16 protein-coding genes and 1 tRNA gene are annotated in these 17,845 nt (G+C 60.1%); 10 read left to right on the plus strand and 7 right to left on the minus strand.

All coding sequences use genetic code 11. From position 1 onward, the window contains the following. Positions 1–85 precede the first annotated feature (85 nt). The gene (locus JG739_RS16390; protein ID WP_244749453.1) at positions 86–796 is read left to right on the plus strand and encodes a helix-turn-helix transcriptional regulator; all 711 of its coding nucleotides are present in this window, start codon (positions 86–88) and stop codon (positions 794–796) included. 8 nt (positions 797–804) lie between these two features. Continuing rightward, entirely contained in the window at positions 805–1,287 is a 483-nt protein-coding gene (locus JG739_RS16395) for a hypothetical protein (protein ID WP_202362506.1), read from the plus strand. Between the two features lie 191 nt (positions 1,288–1,478). Here JG739_RS16395 and JG739_RS16400 read toward each other — a convergent pair whose 3' ends face one another. Continuing rightward, a complete protein-coding gene (locus JG739_RS16400; RefSeq protein WP_370464312.1) occupies positions 1,479–2,069 on the minus strand; it encodes a transglutaminase-like cysteine peptidase in 591 nt (196 codons plus the stop codon). A gap of 434 nt (positions 2,070–2,503) precedes the next feature. Between JG739_RS16400 and JG739_RS16405 the strand changes: the two genes are divergently transcribed. The 4 genes from JG739_RS16405 (at position 2,504) to JG739_RS16420 (ending at position 7,255) form a co-directional block, all read left to right on the plus strand. Then, positions 2,504–2,863, plus strand: a complete 360-nt coding sequence (locus JG739_RS16405; protein ID WP_202362507.1) for a hypothetical protein — start codon at positions 2,504–2,506, stop codon at positions 2,861–2,863. 230 nt (positions 2,864–3,093) lie between these two features. Next, positions 3,094–4,284: a hypothetical protein gene (locus JG739_RS16410; RefSeq protein ID WP_202362508.1), complete on the plus strand. Its 1,191-nt coding sequence runs from the start codon at positions 3,094–3,096 to the stop codon at positions 4,282–4,284. Between the two features lie 194 nt (positions 4,285–4,478). Next, a complete protein-coding gene (locus JG739_RS16415; protein WP_202362509.1) occupies positions 4,479–5,483 on the plus strand; it encodes a hypothetical protein in 1,005 nt (334 codons plus the stop codon). 41 nt (positions 5,484–5,524) lie between these two features. Beyond that, on the plus strand, positions 5,525–7,255 hold the full coding sequence (locus JG739_RS16420; protein ID WP_202362510.1) for a GNAT family N-acetyltransferase: 1,731 nt from the start codon (positions 5,525–5,527) through the stop codon (positions 7,253–7,255). Between the two features lie 170 nt (positions 7,256–7,425). Here JG739_RS16420 and JG739_RS16425 read toward each other — a convergent pair whose 3' ends face one another. Further along, the gene (locus JG739_RS16425) at positions 7,426–8,490 is read right to left on the minus strand and encodes a DUF2332 domain-containing protein (protein WP_202362511.1); all 1,065 of its coding nucleotides are present in this window, start codon (positions 8,488–8,490) and stop codon (positions 7,426–7,428) included. Between the two features lie 115 nt (positions 8,491–8,605). Here JG739_RS16425 and JG739_RS16430 point away from each other — a divergent pair, with 115 nt between their 5' ends. Next, positions 8,606–9,538 (plus strand): alpha/beta hydrolase family protein, encoded by a 933-nt coding sequence (locus JG739_RS16430; protein WP_202362512.1) that lies wholly within the window; start codon positions 8,606–8,608, stop codon positions 9,536–9,538. Between the two features lie 189 nt (positions 9,539–9,727). Here the strand turns inward: JG739_RS16430 and JG739_RS16435 are convergent, their stop codons facing one another. The 5 genes from JG739_RS16435 to JG739_RS16455 all read right to left on the minus strand — a co-directional run bounded on the left by JG739_RS16435 (position 9,728) and on the right by JG739_RS16455 (position 14,516). Beyond that, a complete protein-coding gene (locus JG739_RS16435) occupies positions 9,728–9,934 on the minus strand; it encodes a ribbon-helix-helix domain-containing protein (protein WP_202362513.1) in 207 nt (68 codons plus the stop codon). Positions 9,935–9,953: 19 nt separating this feature from the next. After that, positions 9,954–10,223: a hypothetical protein gene (locus JG739_RS16440; RefSeq protein ID WP_202362514.1), complete on the minus strand. Its 270-nt coding sequence runs from the start codon at positions 10,221–10,223 to the stop codon at positions 9,954–9,956. Between the two features lie 729 nt (positions 10,224–10,952). Beyond that, positions 10,953–11,027 (minus strand) — tRNA-Glu (locus JG739_RS16445). Positions 11,028–11,216: 189 nt separating this feature from the next. After that, the gene (locus JG739_RS16450) at positions 11,217–12,467 is read right to left on the minus strand and encodes a YcbK family protein (protein WP_202362515.1); all 1,251 of its coding nucleotides are present in this window, start codon (positions 12,465–12,467) and stop codon (positions 11,217–11,219) included. Positions 12,468–12,680: 213 nt separating this feature from the next. Beyond that, the gene (locus JG739_RS16455) at positions 12,681–14,516 is read right to left on the minus strand and encodes a PHA/PHB synthase family protein (RefSeq protein WP_202362516.1); all 1,836 of its coding nucleotides are present in this window, start codon (positions 14,514–14,516) and stop codon (positions 12,681–12,683) included. A 98-nt stretch (positions 14,517–14,614) separates the two neighbouring features. Here JG739_RS16455 and JG739_RS16460 point away from each other — a divergent pair, with 98 nt between their 5' ends. From JG739_RS16460 to JG739_RS16470, 3 genes are all read left to right on the plus strand, one after another. After that, positions 14,615–15,007 (plus strand): hypothetical protein, encoded by a 393-nt coding sequence (locus tag JG739_RS16460; RefSeq protein ID WP_202362517.1) that lies wholly within the window; start codon positions 14,615–14,617, stop codon positions 15,005–15,007. 78 nt (positions 15,008–15,085) lie between these two features. Further along, the gene (locus JG739_RS16465; RefSeq protein WP_202362518.1) at positions 15,086–16,303 is read left to right on the plus strand and encodes an LL-diaminopimelate aminotransferase; all 1,218 of its coding nucleotides are present in this window, start codon (positions 15,086–15,088) and stop codon (positions 16,301–16,303) included. Between the two features lie 47 nt (positions 16,304–16,350). Next, complete coding sequence (locus tag JG739_RS16470; RefSeq protein WP_202362519.1) at positions 16,351–17,664, plus strand: homoserine dehydrogenase; 1,314 nt, start codon at positions 16,351–16,353, stop codon at positions 17,662–17,664. Positions 17,665–17,845 lie beyond the last annotated feature (181 nt).

A 17,845-nucleotide genomic window follows, 5' to 3' on the forward strand; every position in this document is an offset into this window, starting at 1 on the left:
GGCCATGAATGGGGTGGATGGGGTAGGGGCGAGCGGACGAGTTCGACCCGATACAGCCGAAAGAGAATCCTGGGCCCGACGAACCTTGCTGTTCATCGCCCCTGACGACACGATCTCCGATAGCCTGGTGCATGCCGTCGAAAGGGAATTCCCGTGGATCGGGGCTGAGCGCGTTCGCGACCTGTCCGCCACCTGGACTGCGTTCGATTCTCCAGTTTCCCTCATTCTGATCGATGCTGTGTTTCTAAGCGAGATCGATTCCTGTTCCGCCCAGCTGGCTCGCTTCCACCCCGCGGCCATGACCGCTGTGATGCAGGACGATGGCAGGAGGCGGCTTTCCCCCGATGAGGTCTTTGCGTCGCGAGTGCTGCGCGGCGTGCTTCCCATGAACCTGAAGCTGGATGTTTGGCTTTCCGTGATCAGGCTCATGCTGCGCGGAGGCGAATATTTCCCCTTGGCCATGTTTCAGCCGTACCTGAATAACGGCATGCCCCATAGCGACGCGAAGGAACTGAAGCCCGCCATCAAACGGCAAGCCGCACTCGAGGAGTCTGGCCAACTGACATGTCGGGAGATTCAGATCCTGGAGATGGCGTCGCAGGGACTGCAGAACAAAACCATAGCCGCCGCACTTCGCCTTTCCGAACACACCGTCAAAATTCACATGCACAACGTCATCAACAAGCTGGGCGCCCACAACAGGACTGAAGCCGCAGCCCTTTTTCATGCCCGACGGGTTGCGGCCGCTGGAATGGTTCCCAGTGCGGATCGCCCGGTGATCTCAACTCTCACGTGAGCAGGTCGATGCCACGCTTCCAGGAGATTTTACTGCTTGTTGGTCAATTGAACTACACATGGACCAACACAGAGAGCTTGCTGATCTACCTGATTGCCGGTCTGGCGAAAGTAGACAAGGAGACGGCGATCGTCATTTTCCTGACGCTGAACACCACGCGTGCACGGATCGAGTTAGTCGAGCGGTTGGCGAAGATGGCGGGAACACCGGTTGAATGCCGACGCCAGGTTCTGGAGATTGCCAGCCAGCTTACCCGGCAGGGAAAGCTGCGCAACAAATACAGCCACTGCATCTATTCGTTCGACGAGACGGGAACGCACGCGAGCACGCAATTGATGCGCATCTTCGACAGCAAGGATGCAATCAAATATGGGAAGATCGAAGAGCTCGACGATTCCGAGATGAAGCGGATCAGCGCCTCCATCCAGGCGATCAGCGCAATCAACAAGGATATTTGGCGGGTCGTCGAAAACAATTCCTTTCCGCATTGAACGCTTGCCCTGTGCGGCGCGCATCGAGGTCGACGTAGGTCGCGATCGGCGCTGGGCCGCCGCTGTCTGGACGCATTATCGCGCAGAGCCGGTGACGGTCGCGGCCAACCGTCGGGCTGAGGACGTCAGATGGAAGGGAAGATGGTTTTGCGCTGCGGCGAAATCGCCGCTGGGCGATCAAGGCACGGGTGTCAGGTTCTTATCCGCGTCCACTTACCGTTTTCGGACTGGGACTGCCGAGCAAAATAACGGTAAGACGTCCGTGACCAATTCCTGATCGCGCCCGTCCTGTTATCCAGCACCAGATCGCCCTTGCTGGTCCGCACCGTCAGGACCGTATGACCGGCGCCGCCAAGTGTCGCAACGGTCAGCAACAGGGCGGATGCCGGCCAGCCGCGTTTCAGCAACTCGGCTTTCTTGAGGATGGCGAAATCCTCGCAGTCGCCTTCGGCGGTCGGCAAGCCCCAAACGTCGGCTTGGCCTGCGGAGGATCTGTCGCCTCTCTCCCTGATGCGGCGATTGACCGAAATGTTCACGCTCGCAAGTTCCGCTTCCAGACTCGGCGTGAGGTCGACCGCTTTGACCTTGCCGCGAGTGCTGCAGAGCGCCGGATCGCTGGCGCAGAATTTGTAGAAGGCGGCCGGTGCAAAGGCGTAGCCTTGCGTGGCCATCTTCGTTGCTGTTCCGGTGGTTTGATTGTTGCAGCCGGCCAGCAAAATGGCCGCCGCGAGAAGCGCCGCTGAACGAATCACTAAGTGTCCCCTTTGGTGGATCGCCATAATCCTGAAGAGGTATGGTAAATCAACCCTGAGAATCGCGATTGCACGGGAACAAATTGTTTGCCATACTTAATAAAGTGTTACCGATGGTCGGTAACATTGACCCTTCGCGCAACCAAAGGGGACGGGAGCGCCTTTTTTCCCTCAAAGGAGGAAGAAAATGCACCTGTACCCTGACGTCTCGAGCACGATTCTAAGAATACTACTCCTTTCATCCGCTGCCTTCACGGTGGCAATGATCACACCGGCAACTGCACAGCAGAGTCCGCGTCCGCGGCTTGCGGCTGCACAGTGCCAACCTCTCACTGAAGCCAATTTCGCGGTTTGCTGTATTGCAGCCAACCGCACCAGCATTCTCTCCGCCGAGCAAATCGATATGTGCCCGCCGATTACCACGGCCCTTATTGCCGCCGTCTTGAACGATGGCGGCGATGGTGATGGCGACGGTGATGGTGACGGCGACGGCGACGGCGACGGCGATGGTGACGGTGATGGCGATGGCGACGGTGACGGCGATGGCGACGGTGACGGCGATGGCGACGGCGGTGGCGGTGGCGGCGGCGGCGGCGGTGGTGGCGGCGGCGGCGGCGGCACCGGTGGCAGCGGCGGCAGCGGCGGCAGCGGCGGCAGCGGCGGCAGTGGCGGCAGCGGCGGCAGTGGCGGCAGTGGCGGCAGCGGCGGTGGCGGCGGCAGTGGCGGCAGCGGCGGCAGCGGCGGCTAACGACCCACCAGATATTTCGCTCGATAATCGTGAAGGTGAGCGTCTAAAGACGCTCACCTTCCGCTTGGAATACTGAACAGGAGGGCCGGCGCGAGGGTGGACTATCGGCCGCGAAACTATCCTCACCCGTGCCGGGCATCGTCGCACACCGGCCCTTCAATTGCAGCGACAAACCAGGATCTTCACGGCTCTCTACGCTCATTTGGAGCCCGGCCCTGCAGCCGAGGCCGTTGCCGCCGCATGGATCGTGCCGTTACAGTCGGCAGTTGAAGAGCAGCCAAGAACTCGATCAATCTCGGCGAAACCATGTCCGCCCACCGGATTCAAACCTCCAAACGCCTCATGCCGAAGAAGAACTTTCATCGGCCCGAACGGTCTCCCGAACGACCGACGATCGAGACGCTGCCGGAGGAGGTGGCAAGGATCCGAGATTTGGCGGAAGCCTGGATAATCCGCAATATTGGAAAAAAGGGCCTGTTTACCTACAGTATCAATCCCTATACCGGCGAGAGATCTGAAAAAAACAATGAACTAAGACAGCTTATGTCATCGCGCACGTTAGCGGAAATGAGCGTCAAAGATCTCTCGCTTCGCCCTGTTCATCGCCGGAATTTGTCGTTCATCATGAATATCTGGTATAGGGAGGAGGGTGGTATTGGTTACATTGAATATGATGGCAAGTCAAAGCTCGGGGCGAATGCGATGCTGCTTCGCACATTCTCGGCAAGTCCTCACTTTGAACAGTTCCAGTTAAAGGCGAATGCAGCCGCGGATGGCATCCTTGCGCTCCAGAATGCAGACGGGTCCTTTCGACCTTGGCTAAAGGAGCCGAATTATTCTTTCGACGCGAAATACCTCTTAACATTTTACTCGGGGGAAGCATTAGTAGCTTTGCTTGAATATTATTTCCGGACTGGATTAACCCGGTATTTCGAAGAAGCGGCGCGCAGTGCAGAATTCTATTTAGAGGAATATGTCCGCAAGATCGCCGATAACTTTTATCCGGCATACGTCCCTTGGCACACCATCGCATATCGGCATCTATTTGCGTTAACGAAAGCCGATAAATTCGCCGAGGCTGTGTTTACTCTGAACGACAAATTGCTTGAACTTCAGGACCGGTCACACAGGATTGGACGATTCTTCAATCCAGCAACCCCTCAGTACGGCCTCCCACACGCGTCCTCGGACGGAGTTTACACCGAGGGGCTTGCTTATGCATTCGAGGTGGCGCAGCGGACAGGGGAGGAGGTGAGAGCAGGGCGATACCTTGACGCTATTACGATCTCGCTGAAAAACATCGCGTCGTTGCAGTATAGAGAAAAACTGGCTGAGTCTTCGCTTCCTTTCTATGTGTACCGAGGAGCCATCAGGACAAATGCAGAGAAAAATAGGTGGGCTCGCATAGACAATGCCCAGCATACGATAGACGCTATCCAGGCCCTTGGGAATTTTCTCGGAAGCAAGCAGGCTTCTACATTCGAGCCGTGGCCTTGACTCCCGTCAAGGGACGACCGCGAGCCCGAACTGCTCAGGGCGTGTCTTTACCGGGCAGTGCGGCCAGCATCCCAGTCTGGATCTGTACCATTTCGACCTTCAACGCCGCCCAGGATATTGCTCGTGGTTCTGCTTGACCGGCTCGAGCCATGATGCAAGCATGGCAAAGCGTTTTGAACACATCAGGCTCATAAATGCCGACGTTGGAATATTTGTTGACCCCATCGCCGGAAGAGCTGGCGCAAACCCATGTGCTGTTTTTGGCGCGTCATGCGCTCGACTCCAGCCCGGAGCGCAGGGCCAAGTACGGCTACCACGTCGTCTACCATGCCATCATGCTCGAAACGCTGCGGGGGCTGGGCTTCAGGGTCACGCCTGCGAGCGAGCACGAGGTGCTGTTCGGGCCTCTCGACTTCGATTTCCTCTATGCCATTCACTCTCATGCGATATTCGATGGTCACGAGCTCCTGGCGCCGGCAATCGCGGCCTATCGTGGCGTCCCGTGTCTCGGCGCATCGGCGTCAAGTCGGGCGGTCTCGGAAGACAAGGTATTGGCCAAGCAGTTGGCTGCTTCCCTGGGGCTCGATGTCGCGAAGCACAGGATCATGCAGCCAGGTGAGATCAGCAATGACAAGTTCAGCCTGCCCGGTTCGTGGATTGTCAAGCCGCGAGGGGGTATCGCTTCCGATGCAATTGTAAAGGTCGAGAATGAAGCGGATTGGCGGGATGCGCTGGCAACCATCTCGGATCCGCGTCACGGCGGCCGTGAATTCATTGCAGAAGAGTTTGTGCCGGGCCTCAATCTGACGGTTCCAATTGTCGAGGGCTTCCCCCCGGGTTCATTGGCTGTCTTCGAGGAGCGCGGCCGCCCCGGCGACAATGTTCTGACCAATGAAGCAAAGCGGGGGCTCAACAGTTCCTACAAGTCCGCTCCTTACGACGGACCGGGAGCCGAGGAGGTTTCGCAGGCAACCGCGCGATTGGTGGCCGAGATGTCGCCATTCGACTATGCCCGCTTCGACTTCCGTTATGATCCCGACACTCGGCGGACCGTTTTCATCGAAGTGAACATCGCCTGCAACATGGCGCCGGCCTCGGCGGTCTATCGTTCGGCCGCCCTGCATGGGATCAAATATGAAGAACTGGTGGGACATGTTTTGACGCACAGTCTCAGGCGTCAGAGAAAGCGGCAAAGATAACCGCAAAACGCTCGATAAGGCACTTCAGTGATGGTCAGCGCATGCAAATCGATATGGTTGACAAATTCGCAGCGTTGGAGCCGCTGAGAGAGAATTGGGACCGGATATATGACTCCGATCCGGAGGCAAACTTTTTCCTGTCCTGGCCATGGATGTCGAATTGGCTGCGACGCCCAGGTTGGGTGATCTTGGCTGCGCGGCCGTCTCCCGCAACAAACGAGTATGTCGCCTTCTTCCCTCTACAACTCGTCACCGGGCTTGATGAGCAGACGGGGGTTTTTTATAGCAGCATAAGGATGGCCGGCTCGTATTTTGCCACCTATACGGGCTTCATCTGCGTGCCCGAATTCGAAGAGCAAGTCATTTCGGCGTTCGCCGATCGCCTGCAGGCGCTGAATTGGAGAGCACTGCACTGCGACGACATTTCGATATCGGCCAGGCGCCGTCAAATGCTGCTCGGAAGCTTTTCCGACAACGATTTTGTCAAAGAAAAGATCGAACGACGTCGCCACACGACCCGGACAGGCGAAAATATAAATCACGACATCTATATGTATGTCGATTTGCCAGCCGATTGGGACGAATTCCTGGACGGCAACCTTGGCCCGAAAACCCGTCGTGATGTCCGCCATTTTCTTCGTCAGGTCGAAAATGGCGGAGAATACCGGATAAGTTTGGCGGACTTTGAGACAATCCAAAGCGACCTGGAGGTCTTCTTTCAACTTTGGCTTACGCAGTGGGAGGCCAAGAGCCGTGTCTATGCTCAGGGTATTATTGCCAACTGCCGCTATATGTTACTTGAATGCCACAAGGCGAGTGTACTGTTCGCGCCCGTGTTGTGGAAAGGCGATACTCCATTAGGAGTACACATTGCGTTTATCGACAAGTCAAAGCGTTCGCTCGTCTGTTTCCTCGTCAGCCGCAATCTCGCAATTCGCAAGCCTCCTCCGGGCCTGGTGCTTCACGCCTACAGCATCCGTTGGGCAATTCAAAACGGCCTCAGGACTTACGACCTTGGCACTGGAGATTTTTCCTACAAGTACAGTTTCGGATCGAAGGAGCGGCTTGTAGAGGGTGTCCGGATCGACCCCACCAACAGCCGCAGAAACAGGCTGGATCGAAGAAGCCTTCCCTCAGTGATGTCGTCGGTGCGAAAGCTGCGTCAGGAGGGGAAGCTCCATCTCGCGGAACGCGGTTGCAGGCAGGTGCTCGAAACTGAACCGAGCAATCTGGAGGCGCGCCGGCTGCTGAACGAGGTTGTGGCGGCTAGGCATATTGAGGAGCAATTTGCGAGTGCGCTGCAACGCCATCGAGGCAAGCAATATTTGGATGCCCGGAGGATTTATCTGGAGGTACTCGCTGCAAATCCCCGGCATTACGGCGCTAATTACATGTTGGGCGTTCTATGTCTTCAGGCCGGTCAGTATCAGGCAGCTGACACCTACCTGGCTCGTGCCACTGAGATCAATCCGAAAGCCGCAGCCGCCTATAACAACAGGGGGCATGCCTTGCGCGGCCTGAAACGGTATGACGAGGCTCTCGCCTGCTACGAGAAAGCCATCGCGGTGAAACCCGATTTCGTGCAGGCCATGAACAATCGGGGGGTTACGCTGCGGGCGTTGGGGCGCATTGATGAAGCGCTCGCCAGCTTTGACGAGGCGCTGACGCTCAAACCGGACTTTGCCAAGGCCTTAATCAATCGCAACCAGTTGCGCGTGCCTCTGCCGCGCGATCGTTTGTCCATCGCCGATGATGTGGACATCCTGGAGTAAAGCGCATCGCGTCTGAATGGATTCATGCGACGCGCTTAAAGTCGTGTTTCATGCACGTCGCAAGACCGCTGCGCACCCTCGGGTCAGGCCCAGCGTCAGGCTCGAGGGCATGCTTTTGCTACATGGATTTGGTCAAAGACGGGAATGGCTGGGTAAAACCCGTCGACCTGCTAGCCTTTCCACTCCATCGATAGTCCGTGCGGATCGCAGACCGCGAGCGTTTTTACCTTGCGATCGCCATCGAAGTATCTGCTGACCTTGAGAGGATTGAACGTCTCAGTGGGGTTGGGGTGTGCGACCTCGCCTTCCACGGTGACGCGCCAGACCGGCGCCGTCTTGCTCGCCTCTAACAGGATATCGTTTATGCGTCGGTGTTGATCGCCAGAAAGCTGATAGCCCATTATCGTGTGATACACGCACCGGGCTTGATAAGGCGGAATCTCGGCCAGCGCAGAGCTCAGATTCAACACGGCGTCGCCGCCTCTGATCCGGGGCGGATGCGCGGCGGCGACCTTCAAGGCGCCATCCAGTTTTGTAAGCCGGTCAATGCGCTCGGGCCAGACAAGCGCCTTGAGCCACCGGCGTTCATTCTCATCCCGAACATCGGTCGGATAAAGTTCGAGGCCGATCCTCGATGCTATGGGAGGCGGGAACGTCCCCAATACAGGCACGCCGGGCCCTTCAAGGATGCAGGAAAGGACAAAATCCGCATCGGTCCACCGCTCCAGCTTCGGAGCGCCTTTTCCGTCCGTGTATCGATATCCATACCTGTCGAAGTTCAGGTTCAGGCCGGCGCTGGATCCGATCTCGACGAGGCCAAGGGGAGCGGCCGCTTCGCGCGCAACAAGAGCGAATGCGGGCAGCAGCAGCGCGCTGCGGCCAGCCTCGTTGGTGTTGGTGGCGCGCTTGGCGATGATGTCGACGAGTTCGGCTTCGTGGGCACCGCAAAAAGCCGCGAAAAGTTCGAATGCGCGATCGTCGGCCGGCCGCGTTCCGCCCAGACTCGGATAATACTCCTTGAGCGGATGGTCGACGCCCCCAAGCAGGAGATACTGTACCGCGCCGAAGACAAGGTTCGCCGCCGGCTGACCCTTCCTGCGCCCTGCCGCCAGGCGCTGCAGCGCGACATCGTCCGCGATCCCAAGCGACAGCTTTTCATAGAGGGGAGAACCGCCACGACGAGACTCGTTGGCAAAGAAGCGGTAATAGTGAGCGCTTGTTTCAAACACCACCATAGCACGAACCTTACGGGCAATAGATGTCTTGGATGTGGCTTCTACCTGTAATTGCCTTAATGCTTTCGGCCCAGTGGGTCAAGGAACCGGGCATACATTCCTGCGAGGCTGGCGGATGAACGAAACCGTGGATGATAAACCTTCGGGATATACTGTCATTGATGGCGCCTTTCGCGATGAATCGCGCAGCCGTTCGGTGCCGTACCGGCTTTATGCCCCCGCTGCCCTATCTGGCGCTTGCCCGTTGATCCTTGTGTCGCATGGCATCGGCGGATCGCGCGAGGCGATGCCTTACCTCGGGCGGCGCCTGGCGCAAAGCGGTTACGTGGCGGTGCACCTGCAGCATAGCGGGACGGACAGTTCGATCTGGCAGCAGGCAAACTCTCTTGCGGAAGTCTACCGCATTCTTCGTGAAGCCATGTGGGACGCCAATGCTGCGCGCGCGCGCTTTCAGGACGTGCCCTTTGCCCTGCGCCAGCTTGCGCGCATGAACGGCGAGGGGCGGCTCGCCGGCCGCCTGGATTTGACACGCATCGGCATGGCCGGACACTCGTATGGAGGCGTCTCGACGATGGTTGCAGCAGGGCAGAGAATGGGTCCGGGCGGCCAGTGGTCGTTCAAGGAGCCAGGCATTCGCGCTGGCCTGGTGATGAGCCCGAACATACCCATCCAAGGCGGTGAGTTGGCCGCCCTATACCGCGATATCGATATCCCGCTGTTTCACATCACCGGCACGAAAGATGGCAATGCGGTGCCCGGCAACAAGGAATTCGATCCGATTCAGCGGACCCTTCCTTACGAAGCGCTGACCATCCCTCATCAATATCTGCTCGTTCTCGACGGTGCTGAGCACAATGCGTTTTCCGGCCTGAAGCACGGACCACACGCCCACGGCCCCGAGGAGGAGACCCGCTACACTCGCCTTGTGCAAGACGGAGCAGTGTCGTTCTTCGATGCCTACCTGAATGGGAAAACGGCAGCTCTGGCGGCCCTTCGCCACGAATTTCAATCCGGCCTTGAGCCGACCGACAGGTTTGAATGGAAATAGCGGGAAGTCGGCCAGCGTTCACGACAATTGTTCGACCTGGATTCAATGTGGCAGGAGGGGAAGCAGGCAGTTTGATCTACTTCGAAAAACAGGCGTTTACCGCCCAACGCGGGCCGAATCGATGCGGCGCAAGCCGGCTCCCTGGAGGGAGTGCTTGACGAGAATCGGGCTTTAACAGCGCCGGCGGTTTCACTCAGCCTTCAGCACCTGGTGTTTGCTCAGCCAGTCACGAATAATCAATCGAACGGCTTCAGGTCGCGAAACGTCATGCTCGGCGACGAATTGATCGACGCCAGCGAGCAAGTCAGGTTGCAAGCGGACCATAATTGGCGCGCCCTTTCCAGAAGGAGCCGGGCCGCGCCGTTTCTTTGATATCACGGTTTGTTGCTTTGGCATAAAAACTCTGATATCAGAATTACCGTTCTGGCGGAACCGACAATCCCGAGATATTTGCGGCCCACCTGCGAGCCGTAGTTGCGGCGACGGTGGCCAGGTAGTCGCGATCTATGATGGTGAACCCAAGACCGAACTTCTGCGCCAGCTCGGCCTGCCACTGCGCCGTCATCGCCGCCGGGCTGGAATCGACGACGTAATCGACGCGACGGCGAAGCAGCATTTCACGCAGGACGAGTCCTGCTTCCACCGTCTTGCCGAGGCCGACGTTATCGGAAATGAGCAGGTTCACCCGTGGCAGCCGAAGCGCCTTTGCGATGTCAGAAGGCGGGCATCATCGGCTTCGAAGAGGCTACGCTGGAGAGCGAGATCGATGGGGCCGCAAAGCCGGATGCGCTGCCATGAGGGACGATCTACCCTCGTCGGTCGTCATGCCGGTGCCGAACGAGCGCACCCGAGTCACCAACGGACGCAACCTGCTCCCCGGACTCGACGGCCGAACCTACTGGGCGCGACGAGTGCGCGAGGTCATGGCACTGCACATCTCCGACCTTGGCGATGCCGACGCATGCAGCGAGGCCGAGAAGAGCGGCGTCCGCCGCATATCGGTGCTGGCCATCGAGATGGAGAAGCTGGAGCGCCGGTTCGCCACCGCCGCGCCAGACCACATCTCGCACCCCAACCTCGACATGTACCAGCGCGGCGCCAACACGCTGCGCCGGCTGCTCGACATGACCGGCCTCCAGCGCCGGTCGCGAGATATCACCTCGACCCTCGACCATTACATGAGCGGGGTGGCCGATGAACACCGACCCCCTGAGCATCCTGGCCGCCTCGGCCGACCCGAACTTGTTCGGCAGGTGGTTTCGCCAACAAAGAAGAGATTTGGGCTTGTCGACACTCCTTCGGCCGAATCGAGTGCGGCACCGGCGACAGCGGTCCATACTAGCCCAGAATTAACCCGGCCAGCTCTCACGAATCCTGCCGGTGAGGCAAGTAGCTGGTTTTGCTTGGATTTTACTGGTACGCCCAAGGGGAATCGAACCCCTGTTACCGCCGTGAAAGGGCGGTGTCCTGACCGCTAGACGATGGGCGCGCTCAGATGTGAGCGCTTATAGTTGCGTTGCACCAAACCGGCAACCCGTCTGCCGCTACCTGCGACAACTTTTTTCGGTGACCACAAAGCCGCGCATTTTCGGCGATTTCTCCCAGTTCGACGCAGCATCGCGTGCCATCTGAGACGGCACACTTTTCAAGTTGCGTAAAACGAGGGGAGAACCAGCCGTTACCGTCGCCGACGGCAGCGCCAGTTCCAGTCGCGCTCGGGACCGACGTCGATGTGGACGGATTCGGTATGGCAGTAGGTGCCGACGCCGCCGCGCCCTGGCATGCTGCGGATGTAGCTTGCCAGTTGCGCTTTCGGGACGCCTGGAACCTGGATGTCGGCGGCGGCGCAATACATGTGCAGCGAATTCTTGGCGCCGTTGGCGCGGCGGTTGCGGGCCGGGTCACGATAGCCGGAGGTGACGATCATCTTCTTGCCGTAGTGGCCCTCGATCGTCTTCAGCACGCGGACCAGCGAAGGTTTTAGGCAGGCAACGTCGACATTCTCGGTCTGCTTCAAAAGACCGTTGGGCGCCAGCCGGGCAAGACCGGGAGCGTATGCCACCTGATAGGCGTCATCCTCGTTCAGATCGACGTCGCTGTCGTCGTCGAGGCCGGATTTGCGCTTGATCCCGAAAAGCGCGGTCTTGCGCACGCCAGGCAGCCCGTCATCGGTGAAACGGCTGGTATCGCCGAGCGAAGCCAGTTGCACCGGCTTTTCAGCCGGTTTGGCCGAAGCCAGGGTGATGGCGGGTTTTGCCGCCGGCTTGGGCTGTGCGGCCTTGGGCTGCGCCGCCGGCGGTTGCTCGCCCGACCTGTTGTTGGCCTGCGGGGCAGGTGCTGCCGAGGCGGGCGTGGCGCTGAACAAAGAGGCGAGGAACCCCTTCTTCTTCGGCGCATAGGCCTGCGGCTCTGCGGCGGTCACATAGACCGGGTTGTTCATCGCCGGCGCGGCGGCCTCGGCCTTTGACTTCGGCGCGGCCGTGCCGGCATCGGCGGCTTCAGTCTTCTGCGTAGCAGCGTCGGCCTGTTCAACCGTCTGCGCCGCCTGTGGCTGCGGCGTCTGGCCCGCAGCCGTCTCTGCGCCCGCTGCAGCCGCGACGGGGAAGCCGGCATCCGACCTGGCGCCTCCCTGGAGGGCCTGCGCCCCTGGCTTGGCCACTGGCACAGAAGCGACCTGCTCGGGAAGGCTTGCGTCGCCCTTGGCGGTCATCGTCATTTGTGAAGTCGTCATCTGCGACGACGAATCGGTGGTGACCTGTTGGGTGCCGGAGGCCGTGTCCGTAGCCGAGGCATTGTAGCCAGGCATGCCGACGGACAGGGACGGGTCGCCGGCCGAGGTGCAGGACGCCAGGAGCACGGAGAAAAGCGCGGCCGCAATGGCGCGGCTTTCTCCCTTCGCGAGGCGCGATCCTGCTGATTTCAAAACCAAATTCCCCCTCGATGTCCGGTCGGTACTTCATTGGCGGCACCGAAACGTCTCGCCGCAATAAACCCTTGTCCCCGAACGGAAACGAGACCTGTGTCAAATCCGCAAGCCCCAGAGTAATTCGACGGCTAGAGAAGAATCGAGAGTGCTTAAGGGTTGACGACACCATTTCGCCCGCTTTTACCGGCGCGTCAACTCACCACACATTACAGAAGGTTACACACGCACCTTGACATAGGTGCCCGGCGCATCGCCCAGGGGTTTCATGCGCTTGCCGGGTTTGCGGGCCGGCACGCGGGTGTCGTCCCTGGCCTCGATCCAGCGTTGCCAGTGCGGCCACCAGGAGCCGGGATGGTTGGTGGCCTTGGCCAGCCACTCGTTGAAGTCGCCGGTTGGCTTGCCGCCGGTCCAGTAGTGATATTTCTGCGCCGCCGGCGGATTGACGACGCCGGCGATGTGGCCGGAGCCGGCCAGGACGTAGTCGACCTCGCCGCCGAAATATTTCGAACCGAGGAACACCGAAAGCGCCGGCGCGATATGGTCTTCCTTGGAGGCGAGGTTATAGACCGGGATGGTGACATCCTTCAGCGATACGACGCGGCCCGCCAGTTCCATCTCGCCTTGCGAAAGTCTGTTCTCGAGATAGCAATTGCGCAGGTAGAAGGAATGGTTGGCTGCGGCCATGCGGGTCGAATCGGCGTTCCAGTAGAGCAGGTCGAAGGGCAGGGGATCCTTGCCGCGCATGTAGTTGTTGACGACATAGGGCCAGATCAGGTCGCCCGAGCGCAGCATGTTGAAGGCGGTCGCCATCTTGGTGCCGTCGAGATAGCCCTTCTCGTTCATCGCCTTTTCGACGGCCGCGACCTGCTCCTCGTCGACGAACACTTTCAGGTCGCCGGCATAGGTGAAATCGACCTGGGTGGTGAAGAAGGTGGCCGATTTGATGCGGTGGTCGCCTTCCTGCGCCAACAGCGCCAGCGCCGCCGCCAGAAGCGTGCCGCCGACGCAATAGCCGACGGCGTTGACGTCCTGTTCGCCGGTTGCCTTTTGGATCGTGTCCAGGCCGTATTGCAGGCCCTCTCTGATATAGGCCTCCCAGCTCTTGGTGCCGTGGCGCTCGTCCGGGTTGATCCAGGAGATGACGAACACGGTGTGGCCCTGCTCGACGGCCCAGCGGATGAAGGATTTTTGCGGGTTGAGATCGAGAATGTAGAATTTGTTGATCCATGGCGGGCAGATCAGCAGCGGCCGCTTGAGCACGGTCTCGGTCGCAGGATCATATTGCAGGATCTCGGCGACGTCGCTGCGGCCCACCACCTTGCCGGGTGTCGTGGCCAGGTTCTTGCCGATCTCGAAAGACGAATAGTCGGCCTGCCTCAGTTTCAGGTCGCCCTTGCCGGCGGCGATGTCCTCGGCCAGCATCTTCATGCCGCGCACCAGGTTTTCGCCATTCGAGGCGATTGTCTCGCGAAACAATTCCGGGTTGGTCAGGATGAAATTCGACGGCGAGATGGCGTTGGACACCTGCTTGACGTAGAAACCGGCCTTGTGGCGGGTGTGCTCGTCCAGGCCATCGGCGTGCTCGACCAGTTCGTTCGCCCAGCGCGAGGTGACGAGATAGGCCTGCTTGAGGAAATCAAAGAAAGCGTTGCGGCCCCATTCTGGGTCCTGGAAACGCTTGTCGCCGGGCTCGGGCTTGACCGCGTCTTCGGCGTCTTCGCCGCCGTCGCTGAGACGCTGGATGGAGTTGGCCCAGACGGTCATGTAGCCGGAAAACAGCCGCGTTTGCGCCTCCAGCGCGCGCTGCGGATCGGAAAGCCAGTATTCGCTGAGCTTGGAGAAGGTTTTCACCATGTCGACGACCGGCTCGGCGACATGATCGCGCACCTCGCCTTTTTCGCGTGGCTCGGCCCATGCGGAAGCCGCCTTGCCGGCCTGCTCGATCATGCGGGCCAGGTTCAAGGCGAAGCGTTCCGGGTCCTTGACCAGATATTGCTCGACGGTCGAAGGCCGGTCATCTTCCGCTTTGCCCGAATCGGGTGTTTTGGACATGGTTCGCGGGGTTCCTCCCGAAGCGTTTTCTTGACATAGTATCATGGCACATCCAACAGGGTCCAACGCGCTCTATCTTGGCTGCCAGGGAAAACAATATGACGACTGATACTGGCAAAACCGTTTTTTCTGGCACTGGTCGTTTTTGCCGCACAGGCGCGGCGGTGGTCTTTTTGGCGATATCAGGCTGTTCGAGCACCAATATCGAGGGCGCTACGCCTGTCGCTGCTACCGACGGGCCGAAGAACACCGGCACCTATCCGAACCTGAATATCCCGCCGCAGGCGGCGGCGGAGCAATTCACCGAGGCGGAAAAGAACGCCAGGCTCGCCCAGTTGAAGGCGGAGGCACAGGCGCAGGGTTCAAAGGGCGGCGCGGTCAAGGTCGCGAACCCGGCGGCGCTGACCACATTGGCAAAGCAGCACGGCACCGATGCGCTGAAGCAGATCGAAGCCAAATGCGATCCCGCCCTCGACCCTAGCTGCAAATAGGATTATATCGCGCGACCGACAAGCACCTTAGCCAAACTACTTTGACCGTCTGGAATTGACCCCACCACTGGAACTGACATGGAAGAATTTCACAAGGTCCGCCGGCTTCCGCCCTACGTCTTCGAGCAGGTCAACCGGCTGAAGGCCAGTGCCCGTTCGCGCGGCGCCGACATCATCGACCTTGGCATGGGCAATCCGGACCTGCCGACGCCCAAGGCCATCGTCGACAAATTGTGCGAGGTCGTGCGCGACCCGCGCACGCATCGCTATTCGTCGTCGCGCGGCATTCCGGGCCTGCGCCGCGCCCAGGCCAATTACTATGCCCGCCGTTTCGGCGTGAAACTCGACCCGGACACGCAAGTGGTGGCGACGCTGGGCTCGAAGGAGGGTTTTGCCAATATGGCGCAGGCCATCACCGCGCCCGGCGACGTGATCCTGTGCCCAAACCCGACCTATCCGATCCACGCTTTCGGCTTCATCATGTCGGGCGGCGTCATCCGCTCGCTGCAGGTGGAGCCGGACGACGGCTTCATTCCGGCGCTGGAGCGCGGCATCCGCCATTCGATCCCGAAGCCGCTGGCGCTGATCCTCAATTATCCGTCGAACCCGACGGCGCAGGTCGCCTCGCTTGATTTCTACAAGGAGGTGGTCGCCTTCGCCAAGAAGAACGACATCATCATCCTGTCTGACCTTGCCTATTCGGAAATCTATTTCGACGGCAATCCGCCGCCCTCGGTGCTGCAGGTGCCGGGCGCGATCGACGTGACGGTCGAGTTCACCTCGATGTCGAAGACCTTTTCGATGCCCGGCTGGCGCATGGGTTTTGCCGTCGGCAACGAGCGGCTGATCTCGGCGTTGACGCGGGTGAAATCCTATCTCGACTACGGCGCCTTCACGCCGATCCAGGTGGCGGCGGCGCATGCGCTCAACGGCGACGGCGCCGATATCGCCGAAGTGCGTGACATCTACCACAAGCGCCGCGACGTCATGGTCGACGCCTTCAGCCGCGCCGGCTGGGTCGTCCCGGCGCCGGCGGCGTCGATGTTCGCCTGGGCGCCGATCCCGGAGCCGTTCAAGCATCTCGGCTCGCTCGAATTCTCCAAGCTTCTGATCGAGCACGCCGACGTGGCGGTGGCGCCGGGCGTCGGCTTCGGCGAGCATGGCGACGACCATGTGCGCATCGCGCTGGTCGAGAACGAGCACCGGATCCGGCAGGCGGCGCGCAACATCAAGCGCTTCCTGGCGTCCAGCGCCAAACAGCCCAACAATGTGGTGCCGCTCGCCGCGCATCGTTGAGTTGCCTGGTACCACATCGACCAAATTCTTGAGGGGCGTCGCCGGACATGGCTGAAGCGTTGCGTGTTGGAATCGCCGGTCTTGGCACCGTCGGCGCGTCGGTGGCGCGCGTGCTGCGCGACAAGGCGGCTGAACTGACGCGGCAATGCGGCCGCGAGGTCGTCGTGTCGGCCGTCTCGGCCCGCGATCGCAAACGCGACCGCGGCGTCGATCTCGGCGCAGCCAAGTGGTTCGACGATCCGGTGGCGATGGCGCAGACCGCCCAGATCGACGTCTTCGTCGAGCTGATCGGCGGCGACGAAGGGCCGTCGCATTCATCCGTGAAAGCAGCACTTGAAGCCGGCCGCCACGTCGTCACCGCCAACAAGGCACTGCTCGCCAAACATGGCGTGGCGCTGGCCGAGACCGCCGAGAAGAAGGGCGTACTGCTCAATTACGAGGCGGCGGTGGCGGGCGGCATTCCGGTCATCAAGACGATGCGCGAGGCGATGGCCGGCAATTCGGTGACCCGCGTCTTCGGCATCCTCAACGGCACCTGCAACTACATCCTGACCCGCATGGAAGCCGAGGGCCTGTCGTTCGACGACTGCCTGAAGGATGCGCAGCGGCTGGGCTATGCCGAGGCCGATCCGACCTTCGACATCGAGGGCCACGACACCGCGCACAAGCTGTCGATCCTGACCAGCCTTGCCTTCGGCACGAGGATTGCCGCCAACGACATCTATATGGAAGGCATTTCCAACATCAGCCAGGCCGACATCCGCGCGGCCGGGGATCTCGGCTACCGGATAAAGCTGCTTGGCGTCGCCCAGCGCACGGAAAGCGGTATCGAACAGCGCGTGCACCCGACCATGGTGCCGACGGCCTCGGTCATCGCGCAGGTGCACGGCGTCACCAATGCGGTGGCCATCGAAACCGATATCCTTGGCGAGCTTTTGCTCTCCGGTCCCGGTGCCGGCGGCAATGCCACCGCATCGGCAGTGGTTGGCGACATTGCCGACATCGCCAAGAGCCGGCCCGGCTTCCGGCACGGTCCGGTCTTCGGTCTGCCGGCGAAGGAATTGCGTCCTTACAAGAAAGCGCAGATGCGCAGCCATGCCGGCGGCTATTTCATCCGGCTGACCGTGCATGACCGCATCGGCGTCTTTGCGGCAATAGCCAAACGCATGGCCGACAACGACATTTCACTGGAATCGATCGTGCAGCACGCCGCCGGGCCGGATACCGCCTTGCAGAAAACAGTGATTCTCGTCACCCACGAGACGACGGAGGCGGCGGTCCGCAAGGCCGTCGACGGCATCACCAGGGATGATCATCTGACCGACAAGCCGCAGGTCATCCGCATCGAGCGGGCGGAATAGGCATTCTCTTTTCTCCTTCAATCGATTGATATCATTGTGTTTTCAAAAATGACCCGCTGAGGTCTTGCTGTTGTCATGGAGCTTTGACACAACCGGCGCGCCTCTTACGCATCGGCCCGAAAATCGGAATCGATTTTCGGAAAGCACGATGCGTAGATTCAAAGACTTAGAGCGTCCTTTG

This window comes from Mesorhizobium sp. L-2-11, from assembly GCF_016756595.1.
Taxonomy (GTDB): Bacteria; Pseudomonadota; Alphaproteobacteria; order Rhizobiales; family Rhizobiaceae; genus Mesorhizobium.